The organism is Rhizobium sp. NXC24 (assembly GCF_002944315.1).
Classification (GTDB): Bacteria; Pseudomonadota; Alphaproteobacteria; order Rhizobiales; family Rhizobiaceae; genus Rhizobium.
This window is the reverse complement of record NZ_CP024311.1, coordinates 953,855-968,535: the sequence shown is the minus strand read 5'-3', so window position 1 is coordinate 968,535 and position 14,681 is coordinate 953,855. Positions and strand designations below refer to the sequence as shown.

Below are 14,681 nucleotides of genomic sequence, written 5' to 3'. Positions count from 1 at the left end.
GCATCGCGCGCCGATGGGTTCAATCTTCCGGGGAGTACTGGGCGGAATGCAAAAATCGGTCTTTCGGTTTCTGTCACGTCATCCGGACGCGGTTGAACTCGAAAACGCGACCTATCTGCTGCGTCTGCCACGCTATTCCGATTTCAATCAATGGCACCGGTTGCGAGCCGAAAGCCGGCGCTTCCTGGAACCCTGGGAGCCGACCTGGCGACATGACGAACTGACCGAGGGCGCCTACCGCGCCCGTGTTATCAGGGGAAAACAGGAATACAGTTCCGGTCAGGCGATTCCACTTTTTATTTTCCTTAAAGAGAATATGACCTTGCTCGGCGGCATTACGATCGGTTACATCCGTCGTGGCGCTGCACAAAGCTGCATGATTGGCTATTGGATGGGTGAGCGGCATTCAGGCCAGGGCCATATGTTCGCCGCACTTCAGTTGGTTATACCCTATATCTTTTCCGGACTTGAGTTGCACCGTATTGAAGCAGCCTGTATTCCGGATAATGAGCGTAGCATGCGGCTTTTGGAAAAGGCCGGTTTCCAGCGAGAAGGTCATTTGCGCGGTTATCTAAAAATTAACGGTCAGTGGCGTGATCACGTGATGTTTTCCCGGTTGGCGTCCGACGCCGACCCGATTAGAAAATCCGACAAGCGATGACGGCCGATCTCCCGCCTGCCCCGCCGTTGACGAAATGGTTGTCCGCGATCGTCGCGACGCTCGCGGCTGCTATGCTGTTCCTTCTTGCAGGCATGGCGCATGCAGCCGAACCCGTGAAGATTTCGCGCGACGATACCGCGCTTGACCTGACGGCGACGACCGAGATCTACACCAATCAAGGCGAGGCCTTCCAGGTCTCCACCGCCGCTGGCGCCGACGGTATTCGCCGCCGTATTGAGGTACGATCCTCGTCGCCGAACCATCAGGGCGACTGGGCCGTCTTTGCGCTCGCCAATGTCTCGGAAGAGCAGCTCGAGCGCGTCATCGTCGCACCCCACTTCCGTCTGGTGAATTCGAAATTGTTCTGGCCGGATCTCGGCTCGCAACGCATCATCGCGATCACTCCGAGCGAAGGCTTTGCTCTCGACCGGCAGCCGAGCGACGAGGCGGATGTCTTCCGCATCACACTGAACCCCGGCGCGGTCGTCACCTTTGTCGCCGAACTCTCCTCGCCGAACCTGCCGCAGCTCTATCTGTGGGAGCCGAACGCCTACAAGGACACGGTCAACGCCTTCACGCTCTATCGCGGCATCGTGCTTGGCATTGCCGGTCTGCTGGCGGTGTTCCTGACCATTCTCTTTGTTGTCAAAGGCACTTCGATGCTGCCAGCGACAGCGGCGCTTGCCTGGGCGGTGCTCGGCTATATTTGCGTCGATTTTGGTTTTCTCGGCAAACTCATCAGCATCACCTCCAGCGATCAGCGAATATGGCGCGCCTGTGCGGAGGTGGCGCTCGCATCGAGCCTGGTGATCTTCCTGTTCACCTATCTGAACCTCAATCGCTGGCATGCGCATCTGGGCTATGTGACCCTTGCCTGGGTGCTCGGTCTCGCGCTTCTCTTCGGCGTCGCGATCTATGATCCGTCGATCGCGGCCGGCGTCGCGCGGCTATCGCTGGCACTGACGGCAACGGCGGGCCTGCTGCTGATCATCTATCTCGGCTTCAGCCGCTATGACCGCGCCATTCTGCTGGTGCCCGCCTGGGCGCTGATCCTGGTCTGGCTGTTCGGCGCCTGGATGACGATCACGGGCAAGCTCGACAACGACATCATCCAGCCGGCGCTTGGCGGCGGCCTCGTTCTGATCGTGCTCCTGATTGGTTTCACGGTGATGCAGCATGCCTTTGCCGGCGGCGCATTTCAGCAGGGTCTGTTTTCCGATCTCGAGCGGCAATCCCTGGCGCTCACCGGCTCCGGCGATACCGTTTGGGATTGGGACGTGGCACGCGACCGCGTGGTGACGACGCCGGATATCTCGATGAAACTTGGCCTGTCGCCCGGCACCATGCATGGCGCGGCGCGCAACTGGCTGCCGCGCTTGCACCCCGACGACCGTGATCGTTTTCGCGCGACGCTCGACGTGCTCCTCGAACACCGCCGCGGCCGGCTGAATCATGAATTCCGCATTCGCGCCGAAGACGGGCATTTCCACTGGCTGTCGATCCGCGCCCGGCCGGTGCTTGGCTCGAACGGCGAAATCATCCGCTGCGTCGGTACCGTCGTCGATGTCACCGAGCAGAAAAACTCGATCGAGCGGCTGTTGCATGACGCGCTGCACGATAATCTGACCGGCCTACCGAACCGCCAGGTCTTCATCGACCGCCTGCAGGCCGTTCTCACCTTGGCGCCGGAAGGCAATCAGGTGCGTCCGACGGTGATGGTGATCGACATCGACCGCTACAAACTGGTCAACGATACGCTTGGCGTTGCTGCCGGCGACAATATCCTGATCGCGCTGACGCGGCGCCTGCGCCGCCTGATGAAGCCGCAGGACACGCTGGCGCGGCTCTCCGGCGATCAGTTCGGCCTGATCCTCGTTTCCGAGCGCGACCCGGCCAAGGTCGCCGATTTCGCCGACGCCATCAGCAAGGCGATCATGGTGCCGATCAATTTCGCCAACCGCGAAATCATCCTGACGGCGTCGATCGGACTGACGTCCTGGGTCGACCAGCAGGAAAGCGCTATGGGTCTCTTGAGCGATGCCGAACTCGCTATGTACCGCGCCAAGCGCGCCGGCGGCAATCGCGTCGAGCCTTTTCAGCCTGCATTCCGCAGCTTTGGCACCGACCGTCTGCAGCTTGAAACGGATCTTCGCCGCGCCGTCGAACGCAAGGAACTGTCGCTGGTTTATCAGCCGATCGTTCGGCTGGAAGATGCCGAAGTCGCCGGTTTCGAGGCGCTGATGCGCTGGGAGCATCCGAAACGCGGCAATATTCCACCGTCGGAATTCATCCCGATCGCCGAGGCTTCCGACATTATCGGCCCGCTCGGCATGTTTGCGATGGAGCAGGCGACCAACGACCTGATGGCCTGGCAGCGCCAGACCGGCGACCTGCCTCTCTTCGTTTCCATCAATCTGTCCAGCGTGCAGCTCCTCAACAACGAGCTCTACGATGATGTCCGCGCCTTGCTCGCCAAAACCCATTGCGAGCCGAACCGCATCAAGCTCGAATTGACGGAATCGCAGGTGATGGAGAATCCGGAACAGGCCCGCCTCGTGCTCGGCAAGCTGCGCGAAGCCGGCATCGGCCTGGCGCTTGACGATTTCGGCACCGGTTATTCCTCGCTCTCCTATCTCACCCGCTTCCCGTTCGACACGATCAAGCTCGACAAGGCGATGGTGCGTGATGAAAGCGACAAGAAAGCCGTACTTTTGCGTTCGGTGATCTCCATGGCCCGCGAGCTCAACATGCGCGTCGTCGCCGAAGGCATCGAGTCGGAAGAGGATGCGCTGGAACTCGCCAAGATGGGCTGCGCCTACGGCCAGAGCTTCATCTTCGGCCCGCCCATGGGCTCGGACTCGGTGCTGCGGCTGCTGAAGGAACGCTTTCCGCTGACGAAGCGCGCGTAGCCGATAACCTCCCACGCCTGGGAAAGGTTTGTACAGCGCTCGCGCTTCAGACGCCCTCCTCCTTTGGAGAGAGGGCAAAATCATGCTTCGCCAATCACTTGCCGTATATATTCCAGCTTCGTCACGACCGGGGGCGACAGGATGAAGGGATAGGAATCCGGCTGCCCCATGCTGCGCTGGATGGAATTGATCGCGACGCTCAGCGGTATCCAGGCGCTGACGAGCTGTTCGGCACTCTCAGCCTTGTAAGGATTGAAATCCACCTCCACCGCCATTTCGTGATAGCCACGGGGATCGACCACCAAGCCGAAGGAGCGAGCGGTCTCCAGCGTGTCGACGATATGAAGATAATGCGCGAAACATTCGGCAAAATCTTCCCAGGGGTGGGCGCTGGCATAAGCGCTGATAAAACTTTCCTGCCAATTCGGCGGCGGGCCTTGGTCGTAGTGTTGCTGCAGGGCCGCGCCGTAATCTACGCGCTCATCGCCGAAGACGGCGCGGAAGGCGTCGAACCGATTGCGGTCGCGGATCAATTTGTTCCAGATGAAATGGCCGGTCTCGTGGCGAAAATGGCCGAGCAGCGTGCGGTAAGGCTCGTTCATCGACGTGCGTGCCTGTTCGCGTGTCACATCGTCGGCCTCAGCGGCGCGGATGGTGATGAGCCCCTCCTCGTGGCCGGTCGTCGCCGGCACAACGGTGCCGCCCTGCACCTCGTCCTCGAGGAAGTCGAAGACCAGCCCACCCTCGGGATCCTGTTGGCGATTGGGATGCGGCAGGTTCCAGCGCAACAGTGAATAGAACAGATGCCGCTCGGCCTGGCCGATGCGCCGCCAACGGTCTATACCCTGCTGGCTATCCGTATTCGGCACCAGCCGGTTATGACGACAGGCAATGCAAAAGGGGTCGGGGTCTTGGGCTTCGACCATCCAGTTGCAGATATCGAGCGTGGCATTGGCGCAGAAGCGGACAATACGCGTCGGCTCGGCAACAAGACGCCAATTCGGCACCTCATCAGCCTCCAGTGCATACATCGCAAGACGCTCGGGAACAAAGCCGAGCTGATAGCCGCAGCGCACGCATTGCCGGTTATCGAAATGCACTGGCTGGCCACAATGGTCGCAGGCGAAAAGCCTCATGGAAAGCTCTCCAAAACTTGGCCACGACGGGTATAAAAGACGAGCATAAAAAGAGCCTGTCGCGAATTCGTGACAGGCTCTTTTACTGCGCCGCGCGTTTGACGGCACGCGAAAGGGCGCAGCACTTGACTTGTCGCATACCGAACCGCTGGATTACATGCGGTCTACTGCGCCCTTGGCTTTATCCTTGGCCTTGCCAACAGCTACCTGGGCCTTACCTTTGGCCTTCTGGGCCGTGCCTTCGGCGCGCATGCTCTTGCTCTTCGTAGCCTTGCCGGCAACCTGTTTGGCCTTACCAGCCGCCTCGTTGGCTTTGCCGGATACCTTGTCACTCATGCTGCCCATAGCGAACGCCTCCTCATTCAGCACCGGCGGAGTTGTCGGTGCGGTGACAAGGAAACGTCATTAACAATATTTCGTTCCACAAGGGCGTGGACGGCTCAGGCATGCCCCGCATGCGGCGACAACATGGCGGCATTGATGCCCATCAAGGCCAGGGCGCGTTCATACTTATCGTCAAGGCTGCGATCGAAGATCAGCTCCTCATTGGCCGGGCAGTTGAGCCAGCCATTATTGCTGATTTCCGCTTCCAACTGACCCGCGCCCCAACCGGCATAGCCGAGCAGCATGGTAGCGCGCCGCGGCCCGCCACCCTTGGAGATGGCGCGCACGATGTCCAAGGTCGCCGTCAGGCTGATATCGTCGCTCACCGGAATGCTGCTGTCGCTGATATAGTCATCAGAATGCAGGACGAAGCCGCGGCCGCTTTCGACCGGGCCCCCGGTCTGGATCGGGAAATCACGGGCGACCGGCGGCAGAAGAATAGCGTCGTCATCCTTGATCATTTCGAGATGCAGCAGCACGTCGGTAAAGGTCAGGTTCTGCGCACGATTGATGACGAAGCCCATGGCGCCGGCGGCGGAATGAGCACAGATATAGATCACTGTGCGATTGAAATTCCGGTCTTCCATACCAGGCATGGCAATCAGGAACTGGCCGTCGAGAAAACCTCTTTCGCTTCTATTCTTCAGCGTCGATAGGGACATCGTACCTCCTGACTGCAGTCTGTAACTGCGCCCCTCGAAAAGAAGATGGGGCAATGTCATAAATCAATCAACTGAAAATGATCATTTCTTTTTCGCGCCGTTCTGGCACAGGCCTGCGCCATCCGGTAAATCCTTGTTCCATGACCGGAAAACTCTCTTTTATCCCATTGTTGACAATGCTGACCGCCGCAACGCTGACCGACGGCACCGCCCATGCCGCCATGAGCGACTGGGCAAACAACGAGGGCGGGCGCATGCGGTTGGTGGCGCTGGCGCCGGATGCTCAGGGCCATATCCGTGCTGCTCTGCAGATCGAGCCTGCACCCGGCTGGATCACCTATTGGCGCGAACCCGGCGAAAGCGGAATTGCGCCGCAGGTAAACCCGGCGCCCGATGGCGGCATTACGCTGGAAAAAACCAGCTACCCAACGCCCAAACCGATCGTCGTCGGCAAGATCCAGGAAATCGGCTATGATGAGCCGGTGACATTGCCGCTCGATTTCCGTGTCAACGGCAAACAGCCGGTGACACTCAACCTCACCGCCTTCATCGGACTCTGCAAGGACATCTGTATTCCCTTCCAGACCCAATTCTCTCTGCCGTTATCGGCTGCCGGCCAATCGACGCCGCACGAACAAGCCCTGTTGGATGCCGCCGATGCGTCGCTGCCGCAGGCTCCTTCCTCGGATTTTGCCGTCGAAAATCACCAACTTTCGCCCGATGCAAAAACTCTTTCACTGCGCCTGACGCTGCCGGAGGCAACAGGAAGCACTCCATTGATCTATGTCACCGGCCCGTCCGGGTATGTCTTTTTCAAACAGGCCAACGGCACACGCGACGGCAGGACTTTTGCGACCGACATCGCGATCGGCAAGCTTCCGAAGAATTACGATATTAAAGGCAAAAGCTGGGGCATCCTCGTCATCGACGGTGAACGCGCCATGGAAACCACGCTTGCGTTCGAATAGCGCGGATCTATAGTTTCGCCCGACCATTTTCACTCAAAGGGCGGCGGTTCAGCCGCCCTAAATTGCGACCCCAAGGAGAGTGCCATGACCATCGCTATCGGCGATAAACTGCCTGCCGCCACCTTCAAGGAAAAGACCGCCGACGGCCCGGTGGAACTGACCACCGAACAGCTTTTTGCCGGCAAGCGTGTCGTGCTTTTCGCCGTCCCCGGTGCCTTTACGCCGACCTGCTCGCTGAACCATCTGCCGGGCTATCTGGAAAACCGTGATGCTATCCTCGCAAAGGGCGTCGACGACATCGCTGTCGTTGCCGTTAACGATTGGCATGTCATGGGCGCGTGGGCGCAATCCTCCGGCGGCATGGGGAAAATCCACTTCCTCGCCGACTGGAACGCCTCTTTCGCCAAGGCGCTCGGCCTCGATATCGACCTTTCCGCCGGCGGCCTCGGCGTCCGCTCGAAGCGCTATTCTATGCTGGTGGAAGACGGCGTGGTGAAGACGCTCAACATCGAGGAAAGCCCCGGCCAGGCAACCGTGTCGGGTGCCGCAGCGATGATCGGGCAGCTTTAAACGAAAAAACAAAGGGCGCCATGCGGGCGCCCTTTGTTCGCACTAGCGATCCCCGTCGAAATGACTTTCAAGGTCTCGATGACCTTCGATGATGTTCACAACTTCAAAAACATCATCCACGTAGCGGAAGAAGATCACATAGCCGCGAAATGCAAAACTGCGAACATCGGTAAGCAATTCCGGTCTTGCACGACCCATTTGACCAGGTAGCTCTGCCAAATTACGACATTTGCCACGAAGTCTGCCGATAAAATTTCGAGCGCTTTCTGCGCTCCCGCCTTCTTGTCTGATATATCGATAGATACTATCGAAATCGGCTCTGGCGCTCGCTAGATACCGAATGCGCGGCACATCAATAGCCTTCTTGTTTTAGCTGGGCTTCCACCGCATCCAGCGATGCATCCAGCTCCTCATCAGATATGTCGCCCCCGCTCGCAATTGATGCCTCCAGGGTGAGCCGCAACGATGCGATTTTCGCCTCACGCTCCTCTACAAGACGGAGACCTTCACGGACGACCTCGCTGGCAGAGCTGTAGCGCCCTTCTTCGACTGTTTTTTCGATGAACTTTTCCCAACGATCACCAATCGAGACGTTCATAGGGATCATCCTTCTTGCAGTTTCGGTCCTTAGCCAGATAACACATAATGCGCAGTATATAGCATTCGGCTGCATCGGTGCAAATCGCAACACGTTTGCCAGCGATGAATGACATATGCTCACCACCCGCCTCTTTTTCGCCGCATTCTGCCCTTTACAAGCGTAATGTTATTACATTATGGAAACCACCCATGCCCTTTAACAACAATCCCTTCGCCGCATCCCTGATCGGGCGGTCGGCCTTGATGCGCCTCGCCTTCGTTGCAATCGGCATCGCAATTCTCTGGGCCACGATCGGCTGGGCGGTGGCGTTGGCATGAGTGCTCAGATCCGTCTCGACAACCTCACCGTCACCTATGAACGCCATCCAGCCGTGCATCACGTTTCTGGTGCCTTCCAGGCCGGCAGCCTGACGGCGATTGCCGGACCGAACGGGGCGGGCAAGTCGACGCTCCTGAAGGCGATCATCGGCGAATTGAGACCGGCGGAAGGCTCGATCGATCGCGGCGCGCTGACGCGCAATGATTTCGGCTATCTGCCGCAGGCGGCCGATATCGTCAGACGTTTTCCGATCTCGGTGGCCGATACCATCATGCTCGGCGCCTGGAAAAATTCCGGCGCCTTCAGGCGTTTCTCACACGCGGATGCCGAGCGTGCCCGTGATGCGCTGGCGGTCGTGGGCCTGGCGGGCTTCGAGCGTCGGCACATCGGCTCACTCTCGGCCGGGCAATTCCAGCGCGTACTTTTTGCGCGGCTGCTGCTGCAAGATGCCCGCGTCATCCTTCTCGACGAGCCCTTTACCGCCATAGACCAGCGCACGACACGCGACCTGCTCGATATTGTCTTACGTTGGCACAGTGACGGGCGCACGGTGATTGCGGTGCTGCATGATTTCGATCAGGTGCGCGCGCATTTTCCGGAGACGCTGCTGATCGCCCGTGAACTCGTCGGTTGGGGCCGGACAGAGGATGTGATGAGCTCCGATAATCTCATCAAGGCGCGGGCCATGGCGGAGCGTTGGGACGAGGACGCCGGAGACTGCTTGCCGGAACGGGCGCCTACCCATCGGGGGTTAGCGAAGCGGGAGCCGGCCGAATGACGGCCTATGACATCTTCCTCGCGCCCTTTGCCGATTACGGTTTCATGCGGCGCGCGCTCGTCGCCTGCCTTTGCCTCGGGCTCGGCTCCGGACCGATCGGCGTCTTCCTGATGCTCCGGCGGATGAGCCTGATGGGCGACGCCATGAGCCATGCCGTACTACCGGGGGCGGCCATCGGCTATCTGATTGCCGGCTCGCTGTCGCTGACGGCCATGGGTCTCGGGGGGCTTGTTGCCGGCCTGTCGGTGGCGCTGCTCTCGGGGCTCGTCAGCCGCATGACGGTGCTGCAGGAGGATGCGAGTTTCGCCAGCTTCTATCTGACGTCGCTCGCGCTCGGTGTGCTCATCGTATCGCTGCGCGGCTCCAATATCGATCTTCTGCATGTGCTCTTCGGCACCATCCTCGCGATCGACGCCCCTGCCCTCTACCAAATCGGCGCGATCACCACGGTGACGCTCCTGGCGCTCGCCGTCATCTATCGGCCATTGGTGGTGGAATGCTTCGATCCCGGCTTTCTCCGCGCCGTCGGTGGCCGGGGAGCGGTCTATCATTTCCTCTTTCTGCTGCTGGTGGTGCTCAATCTCGTCGCCAGCTTCCAGGCACTCGGCACGCTGATGGCGGTCGGGCTGATGATGCTGCCGGCGGCGATCGCGCAGCTTTGGTCGCGCAGCCTGCCGGCGATGATGGCGATCGCAGCGGCAACCGCGACCGCGTCGGGCTATATCGGGCTCATCGCCTCCTATCACCTCGAATTCGCTTCCGGCCCGACCATCATCATCACGGCGAGCCTGATCTACGGCTTTTCCATTCTCTTCGCACCCTCGGGCCTCGCCCGCCGGTTTATTCCCCGTCCCCATCTCAGGGGCTAATTTCGATCAAGGAGATTATCGTGACCAGACACAGACTGCTTCTCTCCGCTGCGCTGCCGGCCTTCATCGCCTTCGGCATAGCGGCGCCCGCTTCGGCGGAAACCTTGGATGTCGTCGCCTCCTTCACCGTGCTTGCCGATGTCGTCAAGCAGGTTGGCGGCGAGCATGTGAAGGTGTCGAGCCTTGTCGGCCCGAACGGCGATCCCCATGAATTCGAGCCTTCACCAACCGACGCCAAGAGGCTCAATGCCGCCAAGGTCACCTTCGTCAGCGGCGAAGGTCTGGAAGGTTGGATGGATCGGTTGATCAAGGCTTCCGGCTACAAGGGCACGCCGATCGTCGCCTCTGACGGCATCAATACCCGCACCATGGTCGACGACGGCAAGACCGTCACCGATCCGCATGTCTGGAACAGCCCGGTCAATGTGAAGATCTGGGTCGCCAATATCGAAAAGGCGCTATCCGCCGCCGATCCGGCCGACGCCGCCGATTTCAAGGCCAATGCTGAGCGCTATACCAAGACACTGACGGATCTCGACGCCTATGCGCACAGCAAGTTCGACAAGATTGCAGAGGATCGCCGTAAGATCCTGACCAGCCACGACGCGTTCGGCTATTTCGGGCGTGAATACAACGTCACCTTCCTGTCGCCGCTCGGCGTCTCGACCGAGACCGAAGCCTCGGCCGCCGGCGTCGCCAAGCTGATCGAGCAGATCAGGACCGAACATGTGATGACCTATTTCTTCGAGAATTCGAATGATCCGCGCCTGGTCAAGCAGGTCGCCAAGGCCACCGGCGCGCAGCCCGGCGGCGAACTCTACGTCGAGGCCCTCTCCAAGGCCAATGGGCCGGCTCCGACATATGAAAAAATGTTCCGTTATAACGTTGATCAACTCGCCGCGGCGATGGCGAAATCGAGCTGAGACAGCAGGACGAGCATGGCTGCAGGCATTTGCCTGCGGCCTTTTCATTCAAAGATCGAGAGCGAAGACCAGCAGGTCGGGGACGCGCCGCTTGACCATTGTTTCATAAGAAGTTATATAACCAGTTATGTAAATTGAAGCAGGAATGCGGCGTGGCTGAAGATATCGTGAAATCGCTGGGTTTCCTCTGCCTCGGCAGCCGCTTTCGCCGCATCGGCGAGCGCCTTCAGGCCGATACCCAGCAGATTATGGGAGAGCTCGGCGTCTCCCTCCAATCCGCCCAATATCCTTTCCTCGCGGCGATCGACCGCGCCGGCCCGCTTACCATCGGTGAGCTTGCCCAGGCTGTCGGCATCACCCAGCCAGGGGCCACGCGGACCGTCTCGCAGCTTCTGGAACTGGGTTACGTCGACATGCAGGCCTCACCCGAGGATCAGCGCCGAAGACTGGTTTCCCTAACACCGGAAGGACAGGAACTCGTCGATTACTCGAAACGATCAGTCTGGCCGCGCATCGAACAGGCTGTCATCGAGCTCTGCGGCGAGAGTTCCGGGCCGATCCTGGAACAGCTTACTGCAATCGAGAACGGGCTTGCCGAAGCGCCGCTTGCCCGTCGAGGCAAACTCGACAAGGAGCAGAAACCATGAGCCATATTCTCGACCGCCCGGCCTGGAACGCCCTTCGAACTGCCCATGCGACACTGGCGGAAGGCAACGAGCGCGCCCGCCGCTATCCGCCCTCCATCGTGCCCTTCGCAGCCCCCGCCGATGATACGGCGGAAAGCCTCGAGGCTCTGGAAAATCTGCCGGCCGCTGACGAGGCCATGGCGCTCGTCGAAGCCAATCCCATCGCAATCCCGCCGAGACTGACGGTCGTCTCTGAAGGCAAGCTGGTGCAGATGATCCCCGAACGGCCTTATCAGCGGATCTCGGACAGCAGGATCGAGTCGCTAACGGAAGCCGATGCACCTGAGATGCTCGCCTTGGCCACGCTGACCAAGCCCGGTCCCTTTACCCTGCGCGCCCAAAGCCTCGGCACCTTTTGGGGCATCAAGATTGAGGGCCGGCTCATCGCCATGGCCGGCCAGCGCATGCGCCAGCCCGGTTTTGCCGAACTCAGCGGCCTTTGCACCCATCCCGATTTTCGGGGACGCGGCCTCGGCACCCTGCTCTTCCGCTTCGTTGCCGGCGAGATCTCCGCGAGGAACGAAACCGCTTATCTGCATGCATATGCAACGAACGCGCCGGCCATCTCGCTTTACAAGGCGATGGGTTTTCGCCTGCGTTCCGAGATGAATCTCACCATCGTCACGCCCCGCCGGTAAGCGTGATCAGGGCCGGTCGCTCTAGTTAAATATTGAGATCAAAGACCAACAGGCCGGCGAGGCCGCCGTCAGTCGAGGAGACGAGACGCTCACCGACAGCAACGTGTTCGGGATGCACGAGATAGGCGTCGCGCGCTTCAGGGCTCTCGAACGTCACCACAAAGCCATCAACGAAGCCGCCATGCAGCCCCTCCGGCGAGACATTCGGCCCATATTTGACATCGAGAATGCCGGGAATGACCTGCTGCAAGGCGGCGACGGATTCGAAAAGCTCCTTTTTCTCATCCTGTGTCATGGCGGATTTGAGCCGCAGGAAAACGCAATGCAGGATCATATTTATCTCCCTAGCTGTTTTGGCGCAGCATAGAGGGAAAGGGCTGAGGGGCAAGATGCGGGGTTGCGATGTTTGGGCTTTTTGGTGAGTGCCGACTATGACCGCTTTTGGCTCGAAGCAGACATAGATGGTCCGGTCACAGAAGGACGGCTTCGCGCCTTCATAGTCGCTGTTCGCAGGTACTAACGCCGGTCCTGAAAGCCGCCATACGGTGAGGTTCTACAGCCAAACCAAGATCACGGGGCGGGGTGGTCAGCGGCATACAACACAAACCAACCTCAACCGTAGCTTGAGCAAAAGGTCGGCCCTCGGTATGCTACTCCGGTAAAGGGTGTAGGGTTAAGGCATGCGAATCGAATACCTTCAAATATCAAATGTCCTCAGCTTTCCCTATCGCGCAGATGTGCGCCAGGCCGATAAAATAGAATTTGACGATGGTCTAAATATTATTATCGGCGAGAATGGCTCCGGAAAATCGACAGCCCTCGAAGTTGTCAACTTCCTTTTCCGAAGGGTCATATATCGTCAGTTCAGCTTCAATCGTGAGCTGTTCGGACGCCGCTCAACCCTTGCAACAAATGATAGGCGGCAGGTTCTGCAGCCAGCCAATCACACCAACATCAACGGTTTTCGGCTAGACGCAAATTGGGATAGCGAAGATGAAGAACAGCGCATTCGTATAGCAGTGCGACTCGACGACATCGACCGGCAGAACATTGCTAATATCAGGACTTACTTTGTTGAGCTTACCCAAACGCTGGGATCATACTCTAATTATAATGTTAACGCTAATGGCGAAGAGCGCGACACCTACGTTATTGACGTGATATTGAACCGTGCCGCGAATAGTTTCTCAATTCAGCTACAGGATGGAGAACATGACTTTGGCTTCACATATCTAACCGACTATCACCTTTTCAGAGAAGCCATTTCACTTCACAATGCCCTTACGCGCGGTGAGCCGATCCCACCGCTCTATGAGAGCTTCACGCTTATCGGTAGCTATCGCAACTACCACGCGTTTCAGCCCTCAATTTCCCTCAGCAGCGCGTCGGCGTCGCAGCAGATTCAGGACATACGGAATCAAGATTTCAATCGTAGCCTAAATGCCACCGACAGCAATGAACCGCCTGTGTTCGCGCTCGTGCGGCTGCAGGTTGCTGAGCGCCATTTCAACCTCATTTCAGAAGCAAAAGATCTTGCGCAGTGTGAGCAAGAAGCGAACGATCTTCGCTTTGTGAGGAAGGTCAATGAGCGACTGCGCGTGGTAAATCTGCGCTGTCAAATAAAGCTTCTGGACCAGCGGACATGGCAGTACAGCTTTGAATTCTACGACACCCGTCGCAACAAGCCAATCGGCGACATTAACAGCCTGAGCGCGGGTCAAAAAGCGATTATCCACCTAGTGCTCGAGGCGTATGGGAGGGGTGAGCTGAAGGGTGGCGTCGTCATCATTGATGAACCTGAAATCCACTTGCATTATCAATTTCAGCACGAGTATCTGCAGGTACTTCGAGAGCTGAACCGGACGCAGAACTGCCAATATATTCTCGTTACCCATTCGGAATCGCTCATCAATTCGAGCACCATAAGTTCTGTACGCCGGTTTGCGCTTAATGCGAACGGTCACACGTCAATCTTCTCGCCAACACTTTCCGCAGATGAAAAAAGCCTCATACGCATTCTCGACAACTCCCGGTCCACTTATGCCTTTTTCTCGAAAAAAGTGGTTCTGGTGGAGGGCGACACCGACCGCTATTTCTTCAGGGCGCTGCTCCAGGAGCGCCACCGTCTGCTCGAACAAGAAATTGCGGTTCTCCATGTCGGCGGAAAGAGAGAACTGCCGAAGTGGAACAGTCTGTTTTCAAGCTTCGGCCTCCGCGTTTACGCAATCGCGGATTTCGATTACGTCGTGAATTTGCATTATCCCGCCGACAATGGTGTTCTCCTCCGAACGGCTGAACAAATCGCCGCATTCAAACAGTCACACTTAGATTGGGGAGGTCATATAGACACCTCGGCTTCAGACGGCATGTTCGTCCTTCGCGAAGGCGACCTCGAAACGTACCTTGATATTGGGAAAGATCTTAGTCATGTGATCGAATTCTGCCAAAATGGTCTTCTGTTATTTCTGGCAGACGATACTTCCAGCAAGAGCCGCGAAATACGGTCGATCATCGATGCCATCGCCGAATAATGTTCTGGAACGACGCCGAGGCGCTACCAGGAAGTAAGGGGCGAAGT

At 58.5% G+C, this 14,681-nt stretch carries 17 protein-coding genes; 11 read left to right on the top strand and 6 right to left on the bottom strand.

Annotated features, from left to right (window positions below; genetic code table 11):
- The first annotated feature begins 46 nt into the window (after positions 1–46).
- Together NXC24_RS04725 and NXC24_RS04720 are read left to right on the top strand one after the other, a co-directional pair.
- Entirely contained in the window at positions 47–661 is a 615-nt protein-coding gene (locus NXC24_RS04725) for a GNAT family protein (RefSeq protein ID WP_104822255.1), read from the top strand.
- Positions 658–3,570: a sensor domain-containing phosphodiesterase gene (locus tag NXC24_RS04720; protein WP_104822254.1), complete on the top strand. Its 2,913-nt coding sequence runs from the start codon at positions 658–660 to the stop codon at positions 3,568–3,570. The genes NXC24_RS04725 and NXC24_RS04720 overlap by 4 nt, the downstream gene beginning before the upstream one ends.
- Before the next feature lie 80 nt (positions 3,571–3,650).
- Here NXC24_RS04720 and NXC24_RS04715 read toward each other — a convergent pair whose 3' ends face one another.
- The 3 genes from NXC24_RS04715 to NXC24_RS04705 all read right to left on the bottom strand — a co-directional run bounded on the left by NXC24_RS04715 (position 3,651) and on the right by NXC24_RS04705 (position 5,752).
- Positions 3,651–4,706 carry a putative zinc-binding metallopeptidase gene (locus NXC24_RS04715; RefSeq protein WP_104822253.1) on the bottom strand — a complete coding sequence of 352 codons (1,056 nt, stop codon included), beginning with the start codon at positions 4,704–4,706 and terminating at the stop codon, positions 3,651–3,653.
- 153 nt (positions 4,707–4,859) lie between these two features.
- Positions 4,860–5,051 carry a CsbD family protein gene (locus tag NXC24_RS04710; RefSeq protein WP_104822252.1) on the bottom strand — a complete coding sequence of 64 codons (192 nt, stop codon included), beginning with the start codon at positions 5,049–5,051 and terminating at the stop codon, positions 4,860–4,862.
- A 95-nt stretch (positions 5,052–5,146) separates the two neighbouring features.
- Positions 5,147–5,752, bottom strand: a complete 606-nt coding sequence (locus tag NXC24_RS04705; RefSeq protein ID WP_104822251.1) for a YqgE/AlgH family protein — start codon at positions 5,750–5,752, stop codon at positions 5,147–5,149.
- A 176-nt stretch (positions 5,753–5,928) separates the two neighbouring features.
- On the opposite strand from NXC24_RS04705, the gene NXC24_RS04700 reads away from it, so the two are divergent.
- Both NXC24_RS04700 and NXC24_RS04695 read left to right on the top strand, forming a co-directional pair.
- Positions 5,929–6,720, top strand: coding sequence for a protein-disulfide reductase DsbD domain-containing protein (locus tag NXC24_RS04700; RefSeq protein ID WP_245463928.1), 792 nt, complete (start codon positions 5,929–5,931; stop codon positions 6,718–6,720).
- Positions 6,721–6,804: 84 nt separating this feature from the next.
- Positions 6,805–7,290, top strand: coding sequence for a peroxiredoxin (locus NXC24_RS04695; RefSeq protein ID WP_104822249.1), 486 nt, complete (start codon positions 6,805–6,807; stop codon positions 7,288–7,290).
- A gap of 42 nt (positions 7,291–7,332) precedes the next feature.
- Here NXC24_RS04695 and NXC24_RS04690 read toward each other — a convergent pair whose 3' ends face one another.
- A complete protein-coding gene (locus tag NXC24_RS04690) occupies positions 7,333–7,641 on the bottom strand; it encodes a type II toxin-antitoxin system RelE/ParE family toxin (protein ID WP_104822248.1) in 309 nt (102 codons plus the stop codon).
- 1 nt (position 7,642) lies between these two features.
- Positions 7,643–7,888: a type II toxin-antitoxin system ParD family antitoxin gene (locus NXC24_RS04685; RefSeq protein ID WP_104822247.1), complete on the bottom strand. Its 246-nt coding sequence runs from the start codon at positions 7,886–7,888 to the stop codon at positions 7,643–7,645.
- A 191-nt stretch (positions 7,889–8,079) separates the two neighbouring features.
- On the opposite strand from NXC24_RS04685, the gene NXC24_RS36155 reads away from it, so the two are divergent.
- From NXC24_RS36155 to NXC24_RS04660, 6 genes are all read left to right on the top strand, one after another.
- Complete coding sequence (locus NXC24_RS36155; RefSeq protein WP_260303398.1) at positions 8,080–8,208, top strand: hypothetical protein; 129 nt, start codon at positions 8,080–8,082, stop codon at positions 8,206–8,208.
- Positions 8,205–8,987 carry an ABC transporter ATP-binding protein gene (locus tag NXC24_RS04680; protein WP_104822246.1) on the top strand — a complete coding sequence of 261 codons (783 nt, stop codon included), beginning with the start codon at positions 8,205–8,207 and terminating at the stop codon, positions 8,985–8,987. The genes NXC24_RS36155 and NXC24_RS04680 overlap by 4 nt, the downstream gene beginning before the upstream one ends.
- A complete protein-coding gene (locus tag NXC24_RS04675) occupies positions 8,984–9,856 on the top strand; it encodes a metal ABC transporter permease (RefSeq protein ID WP_104822245.1) in 873 nt (290 codons plus the stop codon). The genes NXC24_RS04680 and NXC24_RS04675 overlap by 4 nt, the downstream gene beginning before the upstream one ends.
- A gap of 20 nt (positions 9,857–9,876) precedes the next feature.
- Positions 9,877–10,779, top strand: coding sequence for a zinc ABC transporter substrate-binding protein (locus NXC24_RS04670; RefSeq protein ID WP_104822244.1), 903 nt, complete (start codon positions 9,877–9,879; stop codon positions 10,777–10,779).
- A gap of 152 nt (positions 10,780–10,931) precedes the next feature.
- On the top strand, positions 10,932–11,426 hold the full coding sequence (locus NXC24_RS04665) for a MarR family transcriptional regulator (protein ID WP_104822243.1): 495 nt from the start codon (positions 10,932–10,934) through the stop codon (positions 11,424–11,426).
- Entirely contained in the window at positions 11,423–12,103 is a 681-nt protein-coding gene (locus tag NXC24_RS04660; RefSeq protein WP_104822242.1) for a GNAT family N-acetyltransferase, read from the top strand. The genes NXC24_RS04665 and NXC24_RS04660 overlap by 4 nt, the downstream gene beginning before the upstream one ends.
- Before the next feature lie 25 nt (positions 12,104–12,128).
- Here NXC24_RS04660 and NXC24_RS04655 read toward each other — a convergent pair whose 3' ends face one another.
- Complete coding sequence (locus NXC24_RS04655) at positions 12,129–12,437, bottom strand: Dabb family protein (RefSeq protein ID WP_104822241.1); 309 nt, start codon at positions 12,435–12,437, stop codon at positions 12,129–12,131.
- Positions 12,438–12,783: 346 nt separating this feature from the next.
- On the opposite strand from NXC24_RS04655, the gene NXC24_RS04650 reads away from it, so the two are divergent.
- Positions 12,784–14,634 (top strand): AAA family ATPase, encoded by a 1,851-nt coding sequence (locus tag NXC24_RS04650; protein WP_104822240.1) that lies wholly within the window; start codon positions 12,784–12,786, stop codon positions 14,632–14,634.
- Positions 14,635–14,681: the final 47 nt, after the last annotated feature.